The sequence below is a fragment of the Agreia bicolorata genome (assembly GCF_000938265.1).
Lineage (GTDB): Bacteria > Actinomycetota > Actinomycetes > Actinomycetales > Microbacteriaceae > Agreia > Agreia bicolorata.
On record NZ_JYFC01000005.1, the window covers coordinates 1 to 20,609 of the forward strand.

Below are 20,609 nucleotides of genomic sequence, written 5' to 3' on the forward strand. Positions count from 1 at the left end.
CTCCCGCGTCGCCGCGAGACTCCTCGCCCTCGCCGCCGGGATCTGGCACAACTGGCTCATCAATGCCCCCGCCAAACGCTCCCTCATCGCCTACGACCACTGAAACGAATCGGACTCACTCATCTAGGTCAGTGCCCCGCCGCGTCGCCGTCGCGCGAGTGATCGAGGCCTGCCTCTTCGAGGTCGAGCATCTCCTGCGCACGGGCCAAGGCCGTCGACGAGTAGCCGCCCCTGTTGCGAGCCGCGACCAGAGCGGCACGTTCGTGCAGCAGGATGTCTCGCCGTACGATCGCGTACTGTTCGTTCGCCGCGGGACCCTGCCCCTCCGATGCCGCGGACTGCTCCCGGGCGTAGTCGCTGCGCCTCTCGGAATCGCCACGCACGCGTTCGAGGACCGCTGGGTCGAGCTCTCCCCCGCTCACGGCGGCCAGCGCCGGATCGTCGAGGCGCTCGGCCCCTTTGAGCCTGATGTGATCAATGAGTTCCGCGAACTCTTCGCGCTGTCTCTCCCTGGGGGTGCCCTTCACCCCTGCGATCCGGATCACGACGGGGAGACTTGCGCCCTGAACGACGAGCGTCACGATGGCGACCGTGTAGGCGATGAGCACGAGCTGTTCTCGATAGGGAATGCCCTCGGGTAACGACTGAGCGGCGGCGACCGTGACGACGCCGCGCATTCCGCTCCACGACAGCACAACGCCCTCCCGCGCGCCGAGCATCTCGGGGTCGGGCTTCTTTCTGGGCAGGCGGCCGATTGCGGTCATCGCCGCGACCACGACGAAACGAATGCCGATGAGCACGGCGGTGGCGAGAAGCCCGAAGAGTATCGCCTGGGGAACATCGAGGCGATAGTGCCGCACTCCCTCCACGATCGTCTTGAGCTCGAGGCCCATGAGCAGAAACACGCCGTTCTCGAGCAGAAACTGAAACGTGCGCCAATTCAATCGCTCGCTCAGTCGAGCCGGAGCCGAGAAACTCGTGGCGCCGAGATGGCCGGTGATGAGACCGGCAGCCACCACGCTCAGCACACCGGATGCGCCGATCGTTTCTGCGGGCAGGTACGCGGCGAACGGCACCACGAACGAGATCGCTGTAGCGAGCACAGGGTCGGGAACCCGCGCCCGAACGAACACGGTGAGATATCCGATCGCCACGCCGAGGCCGACACCGAGCACGACGGAGTAGGCGAACGTGCCCAGTATCTGCCACGCACTGACAGCACCCGCGGTGGTAGCGATGGCCGTTCTCAGCAGCACCAGTGCCGAGGCGTCGTTGACGAGACTCTCGCCCTCGAGCACCGCCAGAAGCCGAGGAGGAAGACCGAGTCGTTTGCCGATCGATGTGGCGGCCACGGCATCCGTCGGGCTGATCACCGCGCCGAGGGCGATCGCCGACGCCAGGTTGAGGTCGGGAAACAGGGTGAACAGGAGAAAGCCCGTGCCGAATGCACTGACGACCACCAGCACAACGGCGAGGGCCGAGATGCTGCCGATGTTCGAGCGCAGATCGGCCAAGGGCAGGCTGATCGACGAGGCATAGAGCAGAGGCGGAAGCACCCCCGAGAGGATCACAGCACTCGCCACGTGCACGGGAGGCATACCGGGCAGCACCGATATGCCGATGCCGAGAACAGCGAGGATCAGCGGCGCGGCAACTTTGACTTTCGGCGCGAGAAGAGACACCGCCACGATGACGACGACGCCGAGAACCGCAATCAGAGCCAACCCCATGGGGTCAGCCTATTGAATCAATATGAGTTATTCTCTTCCGACTCGGCCCATGCACCACACGGAGTCTGGTAGCGGGCGGTGATGTAGTTGAGCCCCCATGTAATCTGGGTGGCCGGATTGGTCTCCCAGTCGTCGGCGACGCTGGCCATCTTGTTTCCGGGCAGCGACTGGGGAATGCCGTAGGCGCCGCTGCTGGCGTTGTACGCGTTGTAGCGCCAGCCCGACTCCTTCGACCAGAGTGAGTACAGGCAGTCGTATTCGGTGCTCGGCCAGCCGCGGTCGGCAACCATCTGCGCGGCGATAGCCTGCGCGCTGCCGGGGTCGGGGGCGCCGGCCGGCGGCGCGTAGCCTCCGCCACCTCCGCTGGCCTTGCTCGACGAATCCGCCGGAGACACCGTCGGCGTCGGAGTAGGCGTGGGCTTCGGCGGCTCGGTCACGGTGAAGCCGTCGCGAACGATCGATGCCGCCAGATTCGACGATGTGACGCTCTGCGAGGGCAGATTCGAGCCCGGCTCGAGAGCGACGGTGAAGTACTCCGATGCGGCGACACCGGAGTACGGGTCGACGACATTGACGAGAACGGATGCTCCGACGGCCGCGACGCCCAGAAGCTGCAGGGCGAGCCGACCGGGCCGCGAGACGATCCTCGCCCGGCGCGGAGTCACGGGATCGAGAACACGGATCGGAGCCACGCCGTTCGGCTGAACCGGCACTGAACTCACACGGGGCTTCAGAGAGACCCCCGCGGCTGCGTCACGTTCCAGATTTCTAACCACGATTATTCGACTTTAGCGAACTTCCGCCCGAATTGCAGGCTGCGAAGAAGCTCTCAGCGCACCGACAGCATCACATCGATGACAGCGTCGAGCACGAGATCGACCTGCGCTTCGGAATATCCGCGCGTGCGCGAGCGGAACGAGACCTGGCGCACATCGTCTACCGAGACCTCTGTGCCTTCTCTGAAATAGGAGATGAGTCGCTCGGCGAACGCATCGACATCGCGTTTGTCATATCCCAGCTTGAACGGGCCGCTGCTGCGGAATCGATGCTTCGCGGGCCTCTCTAGCCGAGCCAGAATCTCTCTGGCCTTATCTCTCGCGTCGGCAAACCAGGCCTCGTCGCCGACCGACGAGGAGATCTTCTCTCGCTCACGGGCAGCGAATGCCTCCTCGAGACGCTCGAGAGCCGCGTCGACCGCGAGGGTCGAGTAGCCCCCCTTCTCCAGCCCGAAAGCCATGTGCCGGATGCCTTCGGCCGTGATGATCGTGCCGGTGTCGCCGGGTTCGGCGCTGTATGCGATTCGCGCAGCGGCCAAGAACTTCTCGACCTCGTCGACCTTGTAGCCGGGCCTGGAGGATCGCGCTCGGGGAAACGTTTGACTCACGGTCACCATTCTGTCAACACTTGTCGGTCGACGCCTAAGCGAAGACTATGAACAGCACGTACGCGGCAGCGGCGGACGGCAGGATCGAATCGAGTCGGTCGAGGAACCCGCCGTGGCCGGGAAGCCAGGTGCTCATATCTTTGATACCGAGGTCGCGCTTCAGCAACGACTCGGACAGGTCGCCGGCGGTTGCGCTGAGCACCAGCACTGTTCCCAGGATGAGGCCGAACCACCACGGCATGTCGAGCAGGAAGATGGAGAGCAGCACACTCGACGCGACGCCGAAGATCCACGACCCCGCGAAGCCCTCCCACGTCTTCTTCGGGCTGATGGTCGGTGCCATCGGATGCTTGCCGAAATTCAGTCCCGTGGCATAGGCGCCCACGTCGACCGATACCACGACGATGAGGAAGGCCATCACCCACCATTGGCCGTGGTCGTTGCGCAGGAGCAGGGCCGCGATGCTGCCCAGGAACGTGACGTAGACCTGGATGAATACGCCGCCCGACATGTCGAGTGCCACGCTGCGCATCGACGCGCGGTGCCGGGGCACCGTGAGTTCGACCAGTCGCCAGAGAACGACCAGCAGAACACCGCCGATCATCGAGATCCACTGCCACTCTTCACCGGAGTAGAACGACACGGGCACCACAACAACCGGCGCTAGAACGCTCGGGATGCGCGGCACGTCGCGGCCAGCGTGCCGAAGCGCCGTCGCAAGTTCGAAAGCGGTGAACGCCACAAGCACCGTGGCGAAGACCACGAAGATGTCTTTGATGAAGACCAGGCTGAAGATCATAACAAGCCCCAGCGCCAGGCCGATGCCTATCGCGCTGACGAGATTGCGGCCCGAACGGGCAGTGATCTTGTCGTTCGCCCGATCGAATTGATCCCGGCGCTCGCGCACCTTCGCCTCGAACTCGGCGCGGGTCATGCCCGGATGCTTACGCGCCGGATCTGCCTCGGACGCGGGAGTGTCGGGATCGTTCGTCATAGAAGTGGCCTAGATCTCGAGGAGTTCGACTTCCTTGCGCTTCAGGGCGTCGTCGATGCCATCGACGTGCGACTTCGTGAGTTGCTCAAGCTCCTTCTCGGCGCGCGCCACCTCGTCGTCGCCGACCTCGCTCTTCAGAGCGTCGAGTTCGTCTTTGGCCTTGCGGCGGATGTTGCGCAGCGACACCTTGCCATCTTCGGCCTTCGTGCGCACGATCTTCACGTATTCCTTGCGACGCTCCTCTGTGAGCTCCGGCAGTGTGACGCGGATGACATTGCCGTCGTTCGACGGGTTGGCGCCGAGGTTGGGGGTTTCGCGAATCGCCTGCTCGATATCACGCAGCGCACCCTTGTCGTAGGGCGTGATGAGCATCGTGCGCGCTTCGGGGTTCTGAAGGCCTGCCAGCTGGCTGAGCGGGGTGGGGGTGCCGTAATAGTCGACCAGGATCCTCTGGAAGAGACCAGGGTTCGCCCGCCCGGTACGAATGCTCGAGAAGTCTTCCTTCGTGTTGTCGACGGCCTTCTTCATGCGCTCTGTTGCGCCGGCCAGTACATCCGCGATCACGGCAACTCCTTCTTTTGGTTCTTCAGTAGTTTAGGGCGACGTGCCTGGTCACTCGTGCGACGTGCTGACCAGCGTGCCGATGCGCTCGCCCAGAATCGCCCTGGTCACATTGCCCTGCGGCTCCATGCCGAAGACCATCATCGGCATCTTGTTGTCCATGCAGAGGCTGAACGCCGTCGAGTCGACGACTTTGAGCTCGCGCTGCAAAGCGTCGAGGTAGGTGAGCCTGTCGATCTTCTTCGCGTCGGGGTTGGTGCGCGGGTCGGAATCGTAGACGCCGTCGACACCGTTCTTCGCGACGAGCACGACATTGGCACCGATCTCGAGGGCACGCTGCGCCGCGACGGTGTCGGTCGAGAAGTAGGGCAGACCGGCGCCGGCTCCGAAGATGACCACGCGGCCCTTCTCGAGGTGGCGCTCGGCCCGTCGGGGAATGTACGGCTCGGCGACCTGTGTCATCGAGATCGCCGACTGCACCCGAGTGGCGGCCCCGGCCTGCTCGAGAAAGTCCTGCAGCGCGAGGGCGTTCATCACCGTCCCGAGCATGCCCATGTAGTCGGCGCGCCCACGATCCATGCCACGCTGCGAGAGTTCTGCGCCGCGGAAGAAGTTTCCTCCTCCGACGACGATTGCGATCTCCACCTGTTTCGCCGCTGCGGCGATCTCCCTGGCCAATTCACTGACCACATCGGGATTGACTCCGAGGGAGCCGGCACCGAATGCCTCACCAGAGAGTTTGAGCAGTACTCGGCGCCGGGGTTCTGGTGAAGTCATGAGTGTGGATCCCTTTCGATCTCGTCCTGCCAATTTTAGGGGCCGGTCGAGTTAGTCCTCGAACGGGATCGCGCAGGTCTCCTGTTGTGCAGTCGAACCGGTGACGCCGTCGAGCACAGGGGGCCCTCCGGCATCCGGTGTCGCCGGGTCTGCGGGAGCCGCAGGATCGACGGGAGCTGCCGGATCGACGGGAGCCTCGGGCTCCGCGGGCGCGGTGGGCTCGATCGTGCTTCCGATCGGTTGTGAGTTAGCGCCGAGAGTGAAAGGCTGATCTGCTTTGATCAACGCGAAGAGCGTGTCGGCCGCGTCTTGTGTAGGCACGACCTTGCCCGGATAGTCAGGGTCGTTGGTGGTTCCCGGATATTGAACGAAAGTGATGTTGCTGAGGTCGATCGTACGCAGTGCCTGCGCCAACGAGATCATCGTGTCGACCCTCGCCAGGTCGGACGAAAGCGTGAAGTACTTCGGGTCGGCCACGACGTTCGCCAGCGAGTAGAGCTTGCCGAAGTCACCCAGGGTGTCGTTGCTCTTCAGCTTGCGCACCAGAGACGAGAGATACTGCTGCTGCGACGAGATGCGGCTGAGGTCGCCGCCGTCCCCCACTCCGTGGCGCGAGCGAAGGAACCCGGCGGCGAGGCCACCCTGAACTTCGGTGATGCCTGCCGGAAGGTCCAGGTGTTGTAGCTCACCGTTTCCGTCGGGATAAACGACCTGGTCATCCGTTACGCGCCCGGTCAGACAGATCGGAACACCGCCGATAGAGTCAGTCAGGGCGATCACGGCGTCGAATGTCATTGACACGGCATAGTCGACGCGGAGGCCAGTGAGGTCGGCGACCGTCGTCGCGACGCAGGCAAGGCCGCCTCTCCCCCACGCCTCGTTGATGGGGGCTGCGCTCATGGCGTCGCCCTTCTCACACTCCGGATGCGCGATGATCAGGTCTCGCGGAAAGCTCACGGCGACGGCAGTCTTATGGTCTTGGGAGACGTGCAGCAGCATGTTCACGTCGTTCAGCGTGGCGCCATCGCGTTCGCCGTAGAGATCCTGGCTCTGGTTCGCATCGTTGTCGGCAGCCACGATGAGCACGTTGAAGCCGCCTTCGTGGGCTCCGATCGCGGGCGGTGCTTGGTCATCACCCTGCTGGGGATGAATATCGACCGAGTTGGCCTCGATTGTCGAGGTGAAGGTCCAGGCACCAACGGCGGCAATACAGGCCGTGCTGACCACCGCGACGCCTGCAACGATGGCCACAAGACGGAGGATCCGCACCCAGGCTCCACGGAGAGGCATGCGGGCATGGCGCACAGGCGATGCGGTCGTCTTCACAGGCGAGTCTCCTTGAGGCTGGGGCTCACCCCCCAGAGAGCGGCCATGATCGATCCTACTTAATAGCCGAAGGCCCATCCCGCGAACGGGATGGGCCTTCGGTCGAAAAGTACGTCGAGGTATTACGCGCCGACCTTGAAGCGCGCGAAGCCGGAGACGGTGATGCCGGCGTCGGCGAGCACCTTCTTGACCTGCTGCTTGTTGTCTTTTGCGTAGTCCTGCTCCAGCAGGGCGACCTGCTTGTAGTAGGCACCGAGGCGACCTTCGATGATCTTCGGCAGGGCGGCCTCAGGCTTGCCCTCGCCGCGCGAGATCTCCTCGACGATGCGACGCTCGTTCTCGACTGCCTCAGCCGGCACGTCCTCGCGAGCGAGGAATTCGGGGTTGGCGAACGAGATGTGCTGAGCGATCGAGCGAGCCGTGTCAGCATCCGATCCCACGTAGCCCACGACCACGCCGACCTGCGGAGGCAGATCCTTCGAGGTCTTGTGCAGGTAGATGGCGAACGCATCACCGGTGACGACGGCCAGACGACGAAGCTCGATCTTCTCTCCGAGAATCGCCGCCTCGTTGCTGATCAGGTCGGCAACTGTTCCACCGGCCGCGGGGGCCGCAAGGGCCTCCTCGACCGAGGTTGCGCCAGCCGCGACGGCCGCGTCGAGCACGGCATCCGCCAGAGCGACGAACTTGTCGTTCTTGGCGACGAAGTCGGTCTCGCTTGCGAGCTCGATCAGGGTCGCGGTGTTGCCGCTCTCCTTGGCCGCGACGAGGCCTTCGCTGGTGGAGCGGTCGGCGCGCTTGGCGTTCGACTTGGCTCCCTTGAGGCGAAGGATCTCCGTCGCCTTTTCGAGGTCTCCGCCGGCTTCGACGAGCGCATTCTTGCTATCGACCATGCCGGTGCCGAGGCGCTCGCGCAGGGTCTTGAGGTCAGCCAGGCTGAAATCTGCCATGGTGTGCTTCCTTACTTGACTAAAGAGGTGAGATATCGAGGAAGGCGCGAACTACTTCGCGGGGGTCTTCTCGGCGTCGGTGGCCTCGGCCTCGAGGCGAGCCTCGGTCGCGGCGTCGGACTCGACGGCGTGCTCGGGAACGATCGACGCGTCTGCGGCGGCCTCGTGCTCGGCGACGACGGCGTCTGCGTCGTTCTCTTCGGTGGGGGTCTCCGAGGCGACGACGTCGGCAACGGCAGCCTTGGCGGCGTCGGACTCGACGGCGTTCTCGACGAGACCGTCGACGGCCTCGATCTTCTCAGCTTCGGTCGACGGGTTCTCCGATGCCTGAAGAAGCTCGCGCTCCCACTCGGCCAGGGGCTCGACTGCCGAGACGTTTGCACCTTCTTCGGGCTTCTGGTGGCGCTGGATCAGGCCCTCGGCTGCGGCGTCGGCGATGATGCGCGTGAGCAGACCAACGGAGCGGATCGCGTCGTCGTTGCCCGGGATCGGGTACTGCACGTCGTCGGGGTCGCAGTTCGTGTCGAGGATCGCGATGACGGGGATACCCAGCTTGTGCGCCTCGTCGATGGCGAGGTGCTCTTTCTTGGTGTCGACGATCCAGATCGCGGACGGGGTCTTCGTGAGGTTGCGGATACCGCCGAGGCTCTTCTGCAGCTTCACCAGCTCGCGCTTCTGAATGAGCAGTTCCTTCTTGGTGTAGCCGCGAGTGGTGTCGTCGAAGTCGACCTCTTCGAGTTCCTTCATGCGCGCAAGACGCTTGGAGACCGTCTGGAAGTTGGTGAGGAGGCCACCAAGCCAACGCTGGTTGACGTAGGGCTGGCCGACGCGCTGAGCCTGCTCGGCAATGGAGCCCTGAGCCTGCTTCTTGGTTCCGACGAAGAGAACCGTTCCGCCGTGGGCGACGGTCTCTTTGACGTAGTCATAGGTCTTGTCGATGTGCACCAGCGACTGCTGCAGATCGATGATGTGGCTGCCCGAACGCTCGGTGAGGATGAATCGCTTCATCTTCGGGTTCCAACGGCGGGTCTGGTGTCCAAAGTGAACGCCGCTGTCGAGCAGCTGGCGAATGGTTACAACGGCCATGAGCCGTCTCCTGTTCTTCGACGGCGGCTACGCACGCCGCAGTTCATCAGAACTGTCGCGCCGCAGGCACACGTCAATCGGTTTCTTACCGTCGACCTGTTGGCGACGGTTCCTGGTGCCCTGCACGCCTCCGACCACCGATCACGCACTTCTGCAGAACAGAAGGGAGAGGGGAGGACCGAGTGGAGTCGTGACTATAAGTCAGCGGGCACGCGTAGTCACCCCGACGGATCGAGGTGCTCCGGAAACTATATCACCCCTGTTGCTTGGCGTAGTACTCGCGCAGCTCGACCGGATCGGCGGCTTCGAGACGGCGCGTGAAGTCGGTATCGAAGCGGGCGACGACGGGGAAATCGCCGAGCGGCACGATGGAGTGGACCACCTGATCGGCGTACGCGTGCACGAGCGTGATCGACTGGCCACCGTCTCGGCCGACCAGCGTCGACTCCGGCGCCGAGACATCCATCGTGTAACAGGTCGCTGCGGCGACCGCGACGGGAATGCCCGCGAACAAGCCGTGGGTGGAGTAGTGCAAATGCCCACCGAGGATGGCACGGATGTCGCTGCCGCGGACGACCTCGGCGAGTTCATGCTGCCGCTGCAGCTCGAGAACCTGCATGTAGGCGACCGGACTCGGAATCGGAGGATGGTGCAGCGAGAGGATCGTGCCGTGCGGCGCACTGACCGCCAGCTGCTCGCGGAGCCATTCGAGCTGTTCCCGTGCCAGTTCGCCATGGTGATAACCCGGCACGGAGGTGTCGAGGGTGATGACCCTCAGCCCCTCGAGATCGACCACCCTGTCGATCGGTGCATCGTCGAGGGACGCATCATCGCCGATCGAGTCGAGGAGGCCAGCGCGGAACGCGGATCTGTCGTCGTGGTTTCCCATTACCCACAGGATCTCAGCACCCATGCGGGCGGCTGCCGGCTCGACGATCGCGCGCACCCGGCCGTAGGCATCCGGTTCGCCCAGGTCTGCGATGTCACCCGTGAACACCAGTGCGTCGATGTCGAGTCGAGACGCTTCGAGGGCGGCCATGGCCGCGGAGAGGTTCGCATCGGTGTCGATACTGCCGTATAGAGGTCTGCGCCCGCCCAGGAAGTGGGTGTCGCTGATATGCGCCAGCACGTGGTCGGCTGGAGGGTATTGACCGAGCTGCATAATGGCAGCTTATTTGGCGCCGCCGACTCCGTCTTTCTCGCGCCGACGACCACGGACAACACTCAGGCTGCCGGTCTCCTCGAGCGCCACCCCCTTCGTCTCGGGAATCTTGAAGAAGACGAAGAAGAACGACAGTACGGCGAAGGCCGCGTAGAGACCGTAGGCCAGCGTCAGCGAGATGTCCTGCGAGATGATCGGGAACGTCATGGTGACGGCGAAGTTCGTGAGCCACTGCGCGGCGGCGGCCACACCGAGTGCGCGGCCCCGAATGCGAGTCGGGAAGATCTCGCCGAGCAGAACCCAGACCAGCGGGCCCCAGGATGCGCCGAATGCGACGACGAAGAGATTGGCGCCGACCAGCGCGATGATTCCCCACGCGCCCTCGAGGCTGGGCTTGCCATCGACGAGCTGCGCCTGGCTGAACGCCAGCGTCATCGATCCGAGAGCCACCGCCATACCGACCGAGCCGAACAGCAGGATCGGTCGGCGCCCGACCTTGTCGACGAGGAAGATGGCGACGAACGTGACGGCGACGTTGGTGACCGAGGTGATGACCGAGATCGTGAGCGAGTCACTCTCTTTGAAACCCACGCTCGACCAGAGGGTGGTCGAGTAGTAGAAGATCACGTTGATGCCCACGAGCTGCTGCAGCATCGACAGAATGATGCCGACCCAGACGATCGGCAGCAGGCCGAACCGCTTTCCTCTCAGAGAGCCCTTGTCAGCGTTGGCCTCGTCTTCGCGAATGCCCGCCTCGATGTCTGCGACGGCCTTGTCGAGCTGGTTCTGCGGCGTGATAGAGGCCAGAACCTTCGTGGCCTTCTCTTTCTTGCCGGTCATCAGCAGGTAGCGGGGCGACTCCGGCAGCCTCAGTGCGACGAGGCCGTAGACGATCGCGGGCACGGCGCACACGAGGAACATCCATCGCCACGCGTCGAGGCCGAGGAAGAAGACCTCGCTCGCGCCGCCGGCAACGTTCGCCAGGATTGCGTCGGAGAGCAGGGCCGTGAAGATACCGACGGTGATCGCGAGCTGCTGCAGCGAGGCCAGGCTGCCTCGGATCGCCTTCGGCGCGATCTCCGAGATATAGGCCGGGGCGATGACGGATGCGATACCGATGCCGAGCCCGCCGACCAGGCGCCACACGGTGAGATCCCACGCGGCGAAGGCGAGTCCCGAACCGAGCGAACTCACGAGGAAGAGCACCGCTCCGATGAGCATGACCGGGATGCGTCCCACCCGGTCGGCGAGGCGTCCCGCCAGGTAGGCGCCAACGGCACAGCCCAGAAGAGCGGATGCGACGGCGAAGCCGGTGAACGTCGCGCTGAGGCCGAAATCGCCCTGGATGGCGTCGACCGCGCCGTTGACAACCGAGGAGTCGAATCCGAAGAGGAAGCCACCGATGGCACCGGCCGCCGCGAGCGCAATGACTTTGCGCCTGAGCTTCTTATCCGTTTTCACGTCGGTGTCCGCCTGCGCTGCGCCCCCGCTGGTTGCCATGATCTGCTCCCTCTTGTGACCGACAGTGCGCGCATCACGACGCTGTCCCTAACACGTCGATCTTGGCACGAACTCTCCCCTGGTCGGGGCATCCGGCGCCTCATCGGCATCCCCCTTGACAGGCTGGCTTCATGCATCGTTCCGGCATCCACCTCTCGATTCGACGGCTCGCGAGACGTCTCGCACTCATCGTCATCGCACTGGCTCTCGCTGCGCCGTCACCGACTCCCACCGCCCCCGCGTGGGAGTGGCCCGTCGGCGCCTCCTACGTCATCATTCGCGACTGGCAGCCTCCATCGAATGAGTATTCCGCCGGCCATCGAGGCATCGATATCGCAGCGTCACCGGGAGACATCATCGTCGCGCCCGACTCGGGAATCGTGCACTTCGCCGGGCGCGTGGTGGATCGCACGGTCCTGTCGATCGCGCACACCGGCGACCTGGTGTCGAGCTACGAACCGCTTGAGACCACGCTGAAGAAGGGCGATCGTGTGGCGCGCGGACAGCAGATCGGAGTGGTGTCGGCGGCGGGCCACTGCGCCGAATCGTGCCTGCATTTCGGTGTTCGACACGACGGCCGATACATCTCGCCCCTGCTCCTGCTCGACGCGCGACCGAGAGCGGTGCTCCTGCCGGTCGACCGCGACGCGCGGGCGCCGACTAAGCCCGCGGGTGTGCCTGACGGTACGTCTCACGCAGCCTCTCGGTCGTCACGTGAGTGTAGATCTGGGTCGTACCGAGGCTCGCGTGCCCGAGCATCTCCTGCACGGCCCGCAGATCCGCGCCGCCATCGAGCAGGTGGGTGGCGGCGGTGTGTCTGAAAGCGTGAGGACCTTCGGGGCCCGAGCCCGGAACATCCAAGAGCAGCTTCGACACGAGCCCATATACCGACCGCGTGCCGAGCCGGGCACCGCGCGCGCCCAGGTAGACGGCCGACGATCCGGGGCCGTTACTCGAGCGGGCCATCAACGCGGGCCGACCGCGCTGCAGATAGTCGACCAACGCGAGATGGGCGGGTTGGCCGAAGGGCACGACGCGCTCCTTGCTCCCCTTTCCCAAAACGCGCACCGTGCGTCGGTCGAGATCGAGATCACCCAGGTCTATGCCCACGAGTTCCGAGACGCGCAGCGCCGACGCGTAGAGAAGCTCGACGATGGCCAGGTCGCGAAGGGCGATCGGCTCGCCGTCAACGGTTCGAGCGGCCAAGGTGTCGAGTACCGCGTCCATCGCATCTCTCGAAAGAACACGGGGAAGGCTGCGATCCGGCTTGGGAGCCCGCAGCCTCGACGCGGCATCGGTAGCCCCATCGTTCGAGCGGGAAAGCCAGGCCGAGAAGCTCTTCACCGTGGCAGAGCGCCTCGCCAGAGTCGCTTTCGAGAGCCCCGCCTGCGATGCCGCCCACAGCCAGTCGCGATAGACCTCGAGCGTCAGTTCGTCGGTGTCGCCGATCGTTTTTTGCGCCGCGAAGGAGGCCAGCGCCGCAAGGTCCGAGCGGTAGGCCCGCACCGTGTGCGGCGAGTAGCCGCGCTCGCCGACGAGGTACGACATGAAGTCGTCGATCGCGCGTTCGAGCTGCATGCCTTCAGCATGCCGCCTTCTGCGCGCATCCGCTCGCAGGCCCGCCCGCTCGGGCGAGCTGATCGCTCAGACGGCTGCGACGTGCAGAACAAGCGCCTGCTCGGGCAGAAGCAGCGGCACGGTGAGACCGAGCTCGACGAGCACCCGACCGGGCAGCGTGATCTCTCCATGAGTCCACCACGGAGGCGGAGCATCCTGCAGCACGCGAGGCCACTCCCCGAGCCTCACGGGGCGCACACGGTATACGAGGTCGGGATCGAGCCCAGGGAAGACGACCGGCGCGACCGGCGAATCGCGGGTCGCGGCCATCGTGATGATCGCGAAGATCGCGGCCTCGGCATCCGGAGTCACGATGCCGTGCACTTGACGAGCCGGATCGACGTCGTCGGCCCGCACCAGCACTCCCGAGTGCAGGAGGGCACGCTGCTCGCGGTAGAACGACGTCCACTCACGGATCGCCTCGAGCTCCGTCTCGCTTGCGGTCGTGAGATCCCACTCGATGCCGGCGTGGCCGAACAGCGCAGTCGCAAGTCGAAAGCTCAGTTCGTGGCTGCGTCCGGTCGTGTGGGCAGTCGGCGCACCGAGGTGAACGCCGAGGAACTCGGGCGGCACGAGACCCGCCGTGTATCGGTAGATCGCCTGGCGCTCGAGCGAGTCATTGGTATCGCTCGGCCAGACACGGTCGGTGCGTTCCAGCACCCCGAGGTCGACGCGTCCGCCACCCGACGAGCACGACTCGATCTCGAGCCCCGGAAACGCACTCCGCAATTCGTCCATGAGCCGATAACACGCGAGCGTCTGTCGATGGGCGGAGCCGCCGAGAAGATCGCGGTTCTGATCCCACTTCAGATACGCGATCGGGTATTCCTCGAGCAGGGCTACGAGCTGAGCATGCACGTGGCCGAAGGCCGCCGGGTTCGACAGGTCGAGGGCCTGTTGATGGCGCCAGGGCTGCGGGAGTTCGGCATTCGCGGCGGAGAGCACCCAGTCCGGATGCTCCCGGAACACGTCTGAGTCGACGCTCACCATCTCGGGCTCGACCCACAGGCCGAAGTCCATGTCGAGAGCGTGCACGCGCTCGATCAGGGGATGCAGACCATCGGGCCACTTTGAGGTGTCGACGACCCAGTCGCCGAGCGCGCGTCGGTCATCGGTGCGGCCCTTCATCCAGCCGTCGTCGAGAACGAAGCGCTCCACGCCCACCCGGGCCGCCGTTTCGGCCAACCGCGTGAGCTTAGCGAGATCGTGGTCGAAGTAGACGGCCTCCCATGTGTTCAGCATGACCTTGCGCTCGCCGAGGGCTCGTCGCGAGCGGACGAAGCGGTGCAGGCGACGGGTCAGACCGTCGAGGCCGTCGTTCGACCATGCCGAGACGAGCCAGGGTGATCGATAGCTCTCGCCCTGAGAGAGACGAATCTCGCCCGGTTCGAGCAACTCCCCCGCGCCCACGAGTGCGTGCCCAGTTGCCGAGGCCTCAGCCCAGAGTCGCTGATCACCGCTCCAGGCGAGGTGAGAACCCCATACCTCGCCGTGCCGGAAACCGAAGTTCGGCGTGCCCGCCACCAGAAGGAACGCCGCGTCGTGGCCGGGTCTGCCATGTCGGCTGTCTCTCGTCCACGTTCCCACGCCCAGATCGTGTCGCTGAGGCTGGCGCTCGCGCGGCCATCGGCCGGTGAAGTCGAGCAGCTCCCGCGCTCTCGCGGGCACAGGAAGGGTGGCGTCGAGGGAGGCCAGCGAATACACGCTCGATCCCTCGTTGCTCAGGCTGAGCCGTTGGCGCAAAACGCCCTCGGTCGACAACTCGATGTCGACCTCGACGACCAGACCCGTCGCATCCGGCTCACCGGCAACCGACGGAACGGTCTCGAGAATGAGGGTGACGCTGTGGTCTGTGCGCCGCGTGTCTCTGAGCCGGAGCGCGGCCGTTTTCTGGGCGCCGAGGGCGGAGACCGGCGTGCCCTCGTGATACCCGGCGAGCCCAGGCCTACCCGACCACCCGTCGGCCATGAGGGGAACGATCGACTGCGTGAGGACCGAGTCGATAGAGCTCGGACCGACAGCCGGGCGCTGTGCTTCGACGAGGTCGTGCAGAGCGTGCTCGTCGAGCTCGCCAAGATCGGCTCCGAAATGGATGACGGCGGGCACGGCCGTGCCGCGGGCGTCCAGCACGAAGCTGGTGCCCGCGGCACGGAGGTGATGGATCATGTTCACTTATTGATCATGCTCACTTGTTGACGGGGATCGCAGCCGCATCGAGGGCGTCGATCGTCTTCTGCTGGCCCGTCTTCAGAGCATCGGTCAGCGTGCCGGTGCCACCGAGCACCTCGCCGAAGCCGTCAGCGACGTCGCCGTAAGTCTGCGTCATCGTGGGGCCCCAGACGAAGTCGGGGTTCGTCTCATTCGCCGCGGTGGCGAACGTGTCGTAGATCTTCTGTCCGCCGTAGAAGTCGACTCCCTCGCTGAGGACGGGCAGCTTCAGACCGGCCTTCGTCGCGGGATAGAGGTTGGCCTCTTTGTTCAGAGCGGTGAGGGCTTCGTCGCTGGTGTTCAGCCACAGAGCGAACTGCGCGGCCTCGTAGGGGTGCTTCGAGCCCTTGAGCACGGCCGTTGAAGACCCGCCCCAGTTGCCCGCCTTGGTGTCGCCGGCCTTCCACTGCGGCATAGGCGCAACGGCCCAGTTGCCGGATGTGTCGGGGGCGCCGCTCGAGATCGAGTTGGCTCCCCAGACGGCCGAGATCCAGGTCCAGTCGCTGCCCGTGTTGTAGGCGTTGTTCCACTCGTCGGTCCAGGCCGGAACCTTGGAGACGAGGTCGTTCGAGATGAGACCCTGCCAGTAGTCGGCGACCTTTTCGGACTCGGGCGAGGTGAGAGTGACGTCCCACTTGTCGCCGTCGTTCGAGAACCAGCGACCGTCTGCCTGCCAGACGAGGCCGGCGAACCAGTTCACGTCGTTCTGCGGGAAGTTCGTGATGTATCCGCCCTGCGAGCGAATGGTCTTCGCTGCCGCGGCGTACTCGTCCCAGGTGGTGGGCACGGGGATGCCGGCCTTCTCGAAGAGGTCCTTGCGGTAGTACATGGCCATGGGGCCGGTGTCCTGCGGGATCGCGTAGACCGCGTCGTCTTCTCCGAACGTCACCTGGTTCCAGGTCCAGTCGATGAAGTCATCCTTGCTCTCGGTGACGTTCTTGCACGAGGCGATGTTGGTGAGGCCGTCCTGAACGCGGAAGTTCGGAAGTGCGTCGTACTCGATCTGGCCGAGGTCGGGCGCGTTGCCCGCGCTGAGCTGGTTGAAGAAGTTCTTGTAGGTGCCGCCGTTTCCGTTCGGGCCGGTCTGCACCGTCACCTGAATGTCGGGGTTCTCCTTGTTCCAGATGTCGACGACCTTATCGATTCCGGGAATCCACGAGGTGAACGTCAGATCGACCTTGCCGTCGCTGGGGGCACATGCGGCGGCATCGCCGCCGCTTCCGCCAGAACTGCCGCCCGCGGCGCATCCCGTGAGGCTCAGGGCCGCGAGAACACCGAGCGCGACAATGCGCTTGCTGTTTTTGATGTGCATCTTCTCTTCCTTCGATTGTGATTGTGCGGTTCTGTGGTGCGGGTTGTGCGAGGTGGCAGCGGTTACTTGACGCTGCCGGCCCCCAGCCCGCCGCGCCAGAAGCGCTGAAGGCTGAGGAAGGCGATGATCAGCGGGATGATCGAAAGGAACGCCCCGATGATGACGAAGGTGCGGATCTCGGGAATTTGGTTGACCTGCGAGTTCCAGGTGTAAAGGCCGAGGGTCACGGGGAACAGCGTCTGGTCGCGCAGCATGATGAGCGGTAGGAAGAAGTTGTTCCAGATGGCGACGAACTGGAACAGGAAGATCGTGACCAGCGCCGGGGTCATGAGGCGGCGTGACACTGAGAAGAAGGTGCGCACCTCGCCCGCGCCGTCGAGCCGCGCAGCCTCGAGCAACTCGTCCGGCACGCTCGCCGCCGCGAAGATACGCGCCAGGTACACGCCGAACGGGCTCACGATGCTCGGCAGGAACACCGACCAGAACGTGTTGGTCGCGTTGAACTGGCTGAAGATGAGGAACAAGGGCAGTGCGAGGGCCGTTGCCGGAACCAGCACACCGCCGAGCACGGTATTGAAGATCAGCTCGCGACCCGGAAACCGGTACTTCGCCAGCGCATAGCCGCACATCGCCGCGAAGAGCGTTCCCAGCAGCGCGCCGAAGCTCGCGTAGACGATGCTGTTCAGCATCCAGCGAAGGTAGACGCCGTCGTTGTAGGCGAAGAGGTCGGCGATATTGGTGAACAGGTTGAAGTCGGCGAACCACAGGCCCGCCGTGCTCGAGAACTGTTCTCGCGACTTGGTCGAGCCGATGAAGAGCCACCAGATGGGCACGAGGAAATAGAGCGTCGAGATGCCCATCACGATCATGGCCGCGGTGCGCGACGCGAGCTTCTCTTTGGGAGCTCCGGCAGATATCTGGCTCATTTGTCGCCCTTCCGCTGGGTGAACTTCAAGAAGACGAACGACATGATGAAGGTGGCGATCGCGAGAACCACGCTCATTGCGGCGGCCAGGCTCACGTTCGGAACCGCTGAGGTCGTGTAGACGGCGATGTTGGGCGTGAACGTGCTCGACACCGACGAGGTGAAGCTGCGGAACACCTGCGGCTCTGCGAGCAGTTGCAGCGTTCCGATGATCGAGAAGATCGCGGTGAGCACGATCGCGGGCATCACGAGAGGGATCTTGATGGACAGTGCGATCTGCAACTGATTCGCCCCGTCGAGTCTCGCCGCCTCGAAGATCTCGCTCGGCAACGCCAGCAGCGCCGAGTAGATGATCAACATGTTGTAGCCGACGTAGACCCACGTAACCACGTTCGCGATAGACCAGAGCACCGTCTCAGGTGCCAGCAGATCGAAGCCCGAGGTGAAGGCGGCGAAGGGCGAGAGGTTCGGCGAATAGAGGTAGCCCCACATGATTGCGGCGATGACTCCGGGGACCGCATACGGCACGAAGAACGCCAGACGGAAGAACTTCTTGCCCTTCACGAGCGGAGAATCGAGCAGCAGTGCGAGCACCAGCGCGAAGCCAAGCATCACCGGCACCTGCACCACGCCGAAGAGCGCGACCCGACCGACGGCTGCCCAGAACGCCTCGTTCTGGAAAACCAGGATGTACTGGGTGAGGCCGCCGAAGACCTCCACCGGCTTGCCGAAGGTGCCATCGCGCTCGACGACGAGCAGAGACTGGCCTATTGCCCAGCCGATCGGCAGCAGGTAGAAGGCGGCGAACAGCACCGCGAAGGGTGCGAGGAATATCGCGATGGCCCGCTTGTGTTTGACGGGTGTGCGGCGGGCTTTCAGCCGTGGCACCGATGTGGTCGTCACTTTTCTACTTCCTGCTCTCTCTCACGACGCGCACTGCGCCGGCCGGCACGTCGAGCGTGCCGTTCTGCGAGGTTTCATTCATAGCGGACGCGCGAGTGCCGACCTCGGCGCCTGTGATGATCTCGGTGCCCTGCGTTCGGTACTCGTACGCCGCATCCGAGTGGTTGATGACGAAGACCCAGCTGCCGGATGGCCCGACCCGTCGCACGATCTCTACTCCGCTGGGGTGAACGACAGGTATCTCGACACCGGCTTCGCGGGCGGCGCGCACCAGCGTCTCGGAAAGTGACGCCTCGTCGAGGGCTGTCGCCACGTACCAGGCAGCGCCGTCTCCAACCGGGTTGCGGGTCACGGCGGCGACGCCGGGGACAGGGCCGTTCGTGAAGACAGAGATCGCCTCCGCGCCCTCGAGCCGCAGTCTCTCCGACCACAGGCTCGCACTCTGTCCGTCGCTCAGCTCGAGGACGGTCGATGGGTGAATCGGAACGAACTCTTCACTCCTGACGCCGAGGAGTTCGCGGAAAGCGCCGGGGTAGCCGCCGGGGCGCACCCGGTCGTTCTCGTCGACGATTCCGCTGAAGAAGGTCACGACCGCGTGCCCGCCGGCCGCCACATAGTCAGCCAGAACCTGGGCCGCGGCATCCGTGACGCTGTAGAGGCTCGGAACGACGACCAGTCTGTAGCCGTCGACGGGCGCACCGGGCGCCACGATGTCGACGGTGACGCCCGCGCCGAGAAGGGCGTTGTAGGCGGCGTGCACCTGAGTCAGATAGCGCACGTCGGCCGAGGGATGCGAGTCGAGGTCGGTGGCCCACCATGCCTGCCAGTCGAAGACGATGGCCACGTCGGCCTCGACGACGCTGCCCGTCACCTCGGCGAGCTTCTGCAGAATGCCGCTGAGCTCGACGACCTCTCGCCAGACCGTCGAATCCGTTCCCGCGTGCGGCAGCATCGCCGAGTGGAACTTCTCGCTGCCCTGCAGCGATGCCCTCCATTGAAAGAAGCTGATCCCATCCGCACCGCGAGCGACGTGGCTGAGGGTGTTGCGGATCATCTCTCCCGGCGCCTTCGCGATGTTCAGCGGTTGCCAGTTGACGGCCGAGGTCGCCTGCTCCATGAGCATCCACGGACGTCCGCCGGCCAGGCCGCGCGTCGCATCCGCAGCGAATGACAGCTCGGCACGCGCGTCACCCAGGCGGTGGTCGAGGTAGTGGTCATTGGCGATGACATCCATGTGCGGCGCCCATGCCCAGTAGTCCTGGTTGCGGATGTGCGCCGTGACCATGAAGTTGGTCGTGACGGGCGCGGCGCTGTGTTTACGAAGGATCGCCTGCTCCGCCTTGTAGTGCTCGAGCAGCTCATCCGAACTGAATCGCATGAAGTCGAGAGCCTGACCCGGGTTGCCTGTCGACACCGTGAGTCGAGGTGTCTGGATGTGCTCCCACGCGGCGTAGCGCTGGCTCCAGAAAGAGGTGCCCCAGGCGTCGTTCAGGTCGTCGATGCGACCGTACTTGGCCTTCAGCCACTCACGGAACGCCACGGCGGAGGTATCGCAGTAGCAGTGCGCGTTGTGGCAGCCGATCTCGTTCGAGACGTGCCAGAGACGCACGGCCGGATGCGCGCCGTACCGCTCCGCGATCTTCTCGACGAGGGCGAGGGAATGCTCGCGATACGCGGGTGAGCTCGGGCAGAACGCCTGCCGCCCTCCGAACGCACGCGTCGTGCCGTCGGCCATTGTGGGCAACGATTCGGGATAGTCGGCGCTGAACCACGGGGGCGGGCTCGACGTGGCCGTACCGAGATTGATGCCGATGCCGTGATCGTGAAGGAGGTCGATGATCGTGTCGAGCGCCTCGAAGTCGTAGCTGCCCCTCACCGGCTCGAGCTGAGCCCAACCGAAGATGTTCAGCGCGACCAGCGTGACGCCGGCCTCGTTCATCAGACGGGCATCCTCGAGCCAGGTCTCGGGAGACCACTGCTCGGGGTTGTAATCGCAGCCGAAGGTGAAGGCAGATGCGGCGCCATCGATCAGGGTGGCTACTGCGGTCTCGCTCACGGTACGGGCTCCATTGTCTGTGCATGCTCGATCCCGCGGCGCTTCCGTCTGGGAACGCTCCCAGTCGCGATCATCAAGAAATCGCCATCAACTCTGGGAACGGTCCCAGAATATGCAC

At 64.6% G+C, this 20,609-nt stretch carries 16 protein-coding genes and 4 pseudogenes; 2 read left to right on the forward strand and 18 right to left on the reverse strand.

The window, feature by feature from the left end; all coding sequences use genetic code 11:
- Positions 1 to 103 (forward strand): annotated as a pseudogene (locus TZ00_RS19700) (IS982 family transposase); the annotation flags it as partial.
- Positions 104 to 128: 25 nt separating this feature from the next.
- Here the strand turns inward: TZ00_RS19700 and TZ00_RS11790 are convergent.
- The 12 genes and pseudogenes from TZ00_RS11790 to TZ00_RS11840 all read right to left on the reverse strand — a co-directional run bounded on the left by TZ00_RS11790 (position 129) and on the right by TZ00_RS11840 (position 11,470).
- Positions 129 to 1,730 carry a cation:proton antiporter gene (locus TZ00_RS11790; protein WP_044442022.1) on the reverse strand — a complete coding sequence of 534 codons (1,602 nt, stop codon included), beginning with the start codon at positions 1,728 to 1,730 and terminating at the stop codon, positions 129 to 131.
- Between the two features lie 17 nt (positions 1,731 to 1,747).
- A complete protein-coding gene (locus TZ00_RS11795) occupies positions 1,748 to 2,452 on the reverse strand; it encodes an aggregation-promoting factor C-terminal-like domain-containing protein (protein ID WP_152631181.1) in 705 nt (234 codons plus the stop codon).
- Between the two features lie 107 nt (positions 2,453 to 2,559).
- Positions 2,560 to 3,123: a DivIVA domain-containing protein gene (locus TZ00_RS11800; RefSeq protein WP_044442024.1), complete on the reverse strand. Its 564-nt coding sequence runs from the start codon at positions 3,121 to 3,123 to the stop codon at positions 2,560 to 2,562.
- Positions 3,124 to 3,148: 25 nt separating this feature from the next.
- The gene (locus TZ00_RS11805; RefSeq protein WP_238579675.1) at positions 3,149 to 4,108 is read right to left on the reverse strand and encodes a phosphatidate cytidylyltransferase; all 960 of its coding nucleotides are present in this window, start codon (positions 4,106 to 4,108) and stop codon (positions 3,149 to 3,151) included.
- A 9-nt stretch (positions 4,109 to 4,117) separates the two neighbouring features.
- Positions 4,118 to 4,672, reverse strand: a complete 555-nt coding sequence (frr, locus tag TZ00_RS11810) for a ribosome recycling factor (RefSeq protein WP_044442026.1) — start codon at positions 4,670 to 4,672, stop codon at positions 4,118 to 4,120.
- 48 nt (positions 4,673 to 4,720) lie between these two features.
- Complete coding sequence (gene pyrH, locus TZ00_RS11815; RefSeq protein WP_044442028.1) at positions 4,721 to 5,446, reverse strand: UMP kinase; 726 nt, start codon at positions 5,444 to 5,446, stop codon at positions 4,721 to 4,723.
- 51 nt (positions 5,447 to 5,497) lie between these two features.
- Positions 5,498 to 6,772: an LCP family protein gene (locus tag TZ00_RS11820; protein WP_052521528.1), complete on the reverse strand. Its 1,275-nt coding sequence runs from the start codon at positions 6,770 to 6,772 to the stop codon at positions 5,498 to 5,500.
- A 122-nt stretch (positions 6,773 to 6,894) separates the two neighbouring features.
- Positions 6,895 to 7,722 carry a translation elongation factor Ts gene (gene tsf, locus TZ00_RS11825; RefSeq protein ID WP_044442029.1) on the reverse strand — a complete coding sequence of 276 codons (828 nt, stop codon included), beginning with the start codon at positions 7,720 to 7,722 and terminating at the stop codon, positions 6,895 to 6,897.
- Between the two features lie 51 nt (positions 7,723 to 7,773).
- A pseudogene (locus TZ00_RS20615) lies at positions 7,774 to 7,977 on the reverse strand (hypothetical protein); the annotation flags it as partial.
- A 72-nt stretch (positions 7,978 to 8,049) separates the two neighbouring features.
- Positions 8,050 to 8,808 (reverse strand): annotated as a pseudogene (gene rpsB / locus TZ00_RS11830) (30S ribosomal protein S2); the annotation flags it as partial.
- Between the two features lie 253 nt (positions 8,809 to 9,061).
- The gene (locus TZ00_RS11835) at positions 9,062 to 9,970 is read right to left on the reverse strand and encodes a phosphodiesterase (protein ID WP_044442032.1); all 909 of its coding nucleotides are present in this window, start codon (positions 9,968 to 9,970) and stop codon (positions 9,062 to 9,064) included.
- A gap of 9 nt (positions 9,971 to 9,979) precedes the next feature.
- The gene (locus TZ00_RS11840; protein ID WP_044442034.1) at positions 9,980 to 11,470 is read right to left on the reverse strand and encodes a sugar porter family MFS transporter; all 1,491 of its coding nucleotides are present in this window, start codon (positions 11,468 to 11,470) and stop codon (positions 9,980 to 9,982) included.
- 131 nt (positions 11,471 to 11,601) lie between these two features.
- Here TZ00_RS11840 and TZ00_RS20620 point away from each other — a divergent pair.
- Positions 11,602 to 12,003: pseudogene (locus tag TZ00_RS20620) on the forward strand (peptidoglycan DD-metalloendopeptidase family protein); the annotation flags it as partial.
- A 127-nt stretch (positions 12,004 to 12,130) separates the two neighbouring features.
- Here the strand turns inward: TZ00_RS20620 and TZ00_RS11850 are convergent.
- The 6 genes from TZ00_RS11850 to TZ00_RS11875 all read right to left on the reverse strand — a co-directional run bounded on the left by TZ00_RS11850 (position 12,131) and on the right by TZ00_RS11875 (position 20,491).
- Positions 12,131 to 13,048 carry a tyrosine recombinase XerC gene (locus TZ00_RS11850; RefSeq protein ID WP_044442036.1) on the reverse strand — a complete coding sequence of 306 codons (918 nt, stop codon included), beginning with the start codon at positions 13,046 to 13,048 and terminating at the stop codon, positions 12,131 to 12,133.
- Between the two features lie 66 nt (positions 13,049 to 13,114).
- Positions 13,115 to 15,253, reverse strand: coding sequence for an alpha-galactosidase (locus TZ00_RS11855; protein ID WP_044442037.1), 2,139 nt, complete (start codon positions 15,251 to 15,253; stop codon positions 13,115 to 13,117).
- Between the two features lie 19 nt (positions 15,254 to 15,272).
- On the reverse strand, positions 15,273 to 16,607 hold the full coding sequence (locus tag TZ00_RS11860) for an ABC transporter substrate-binding protein (protein WP_044442038.1): 1,335 nt from the start codon (positions 16,605 to 16,607) through the stop codon (positions 15,273 to 15,275).
- A gap of 62 nt (positions 16,608 to 16,669) precedes the next feature.
- Positions 16,670 to 17,533, reverse strand: coding sequence for a carbohydrate ABC transporter permease (locus TZ00_RS11865; RefSeq protein WP_044442040.1), 864 nt, complete (start codon positions 17,531 to 17,533; stop codon positions 16,670 to 16,672).
- The gene (locus TZ00_RS11870) at positions 17,530 to 18,435 is read right to left on the reverse strand and encodes a carbohydrate ABC transporter permease (protein ID WP_044442041.1); all 906 of its coding nucleotides are present in this window, start codon (positions 18,433 to 18,435) and stop codon (positions 17,530 to 17,532) included. Before TZ00_RS11870 ends, TZ00_RS11865 begins: the two co-directional genes overlap by 4 nt.
- Before the next feature lie 4 nt (positions 18,436 to 18,439).
- Entirely contained in the window at positions 18,440 to 20,491 is a 2,052-nt protein-coding gene (locus TZ00_RS11875) for a beta-galactosidase (protein ID WP_084606074.1), read from the reverse strand.
- Positions 20,492 to 20,609: the final 118 nt, after the last annotated feature.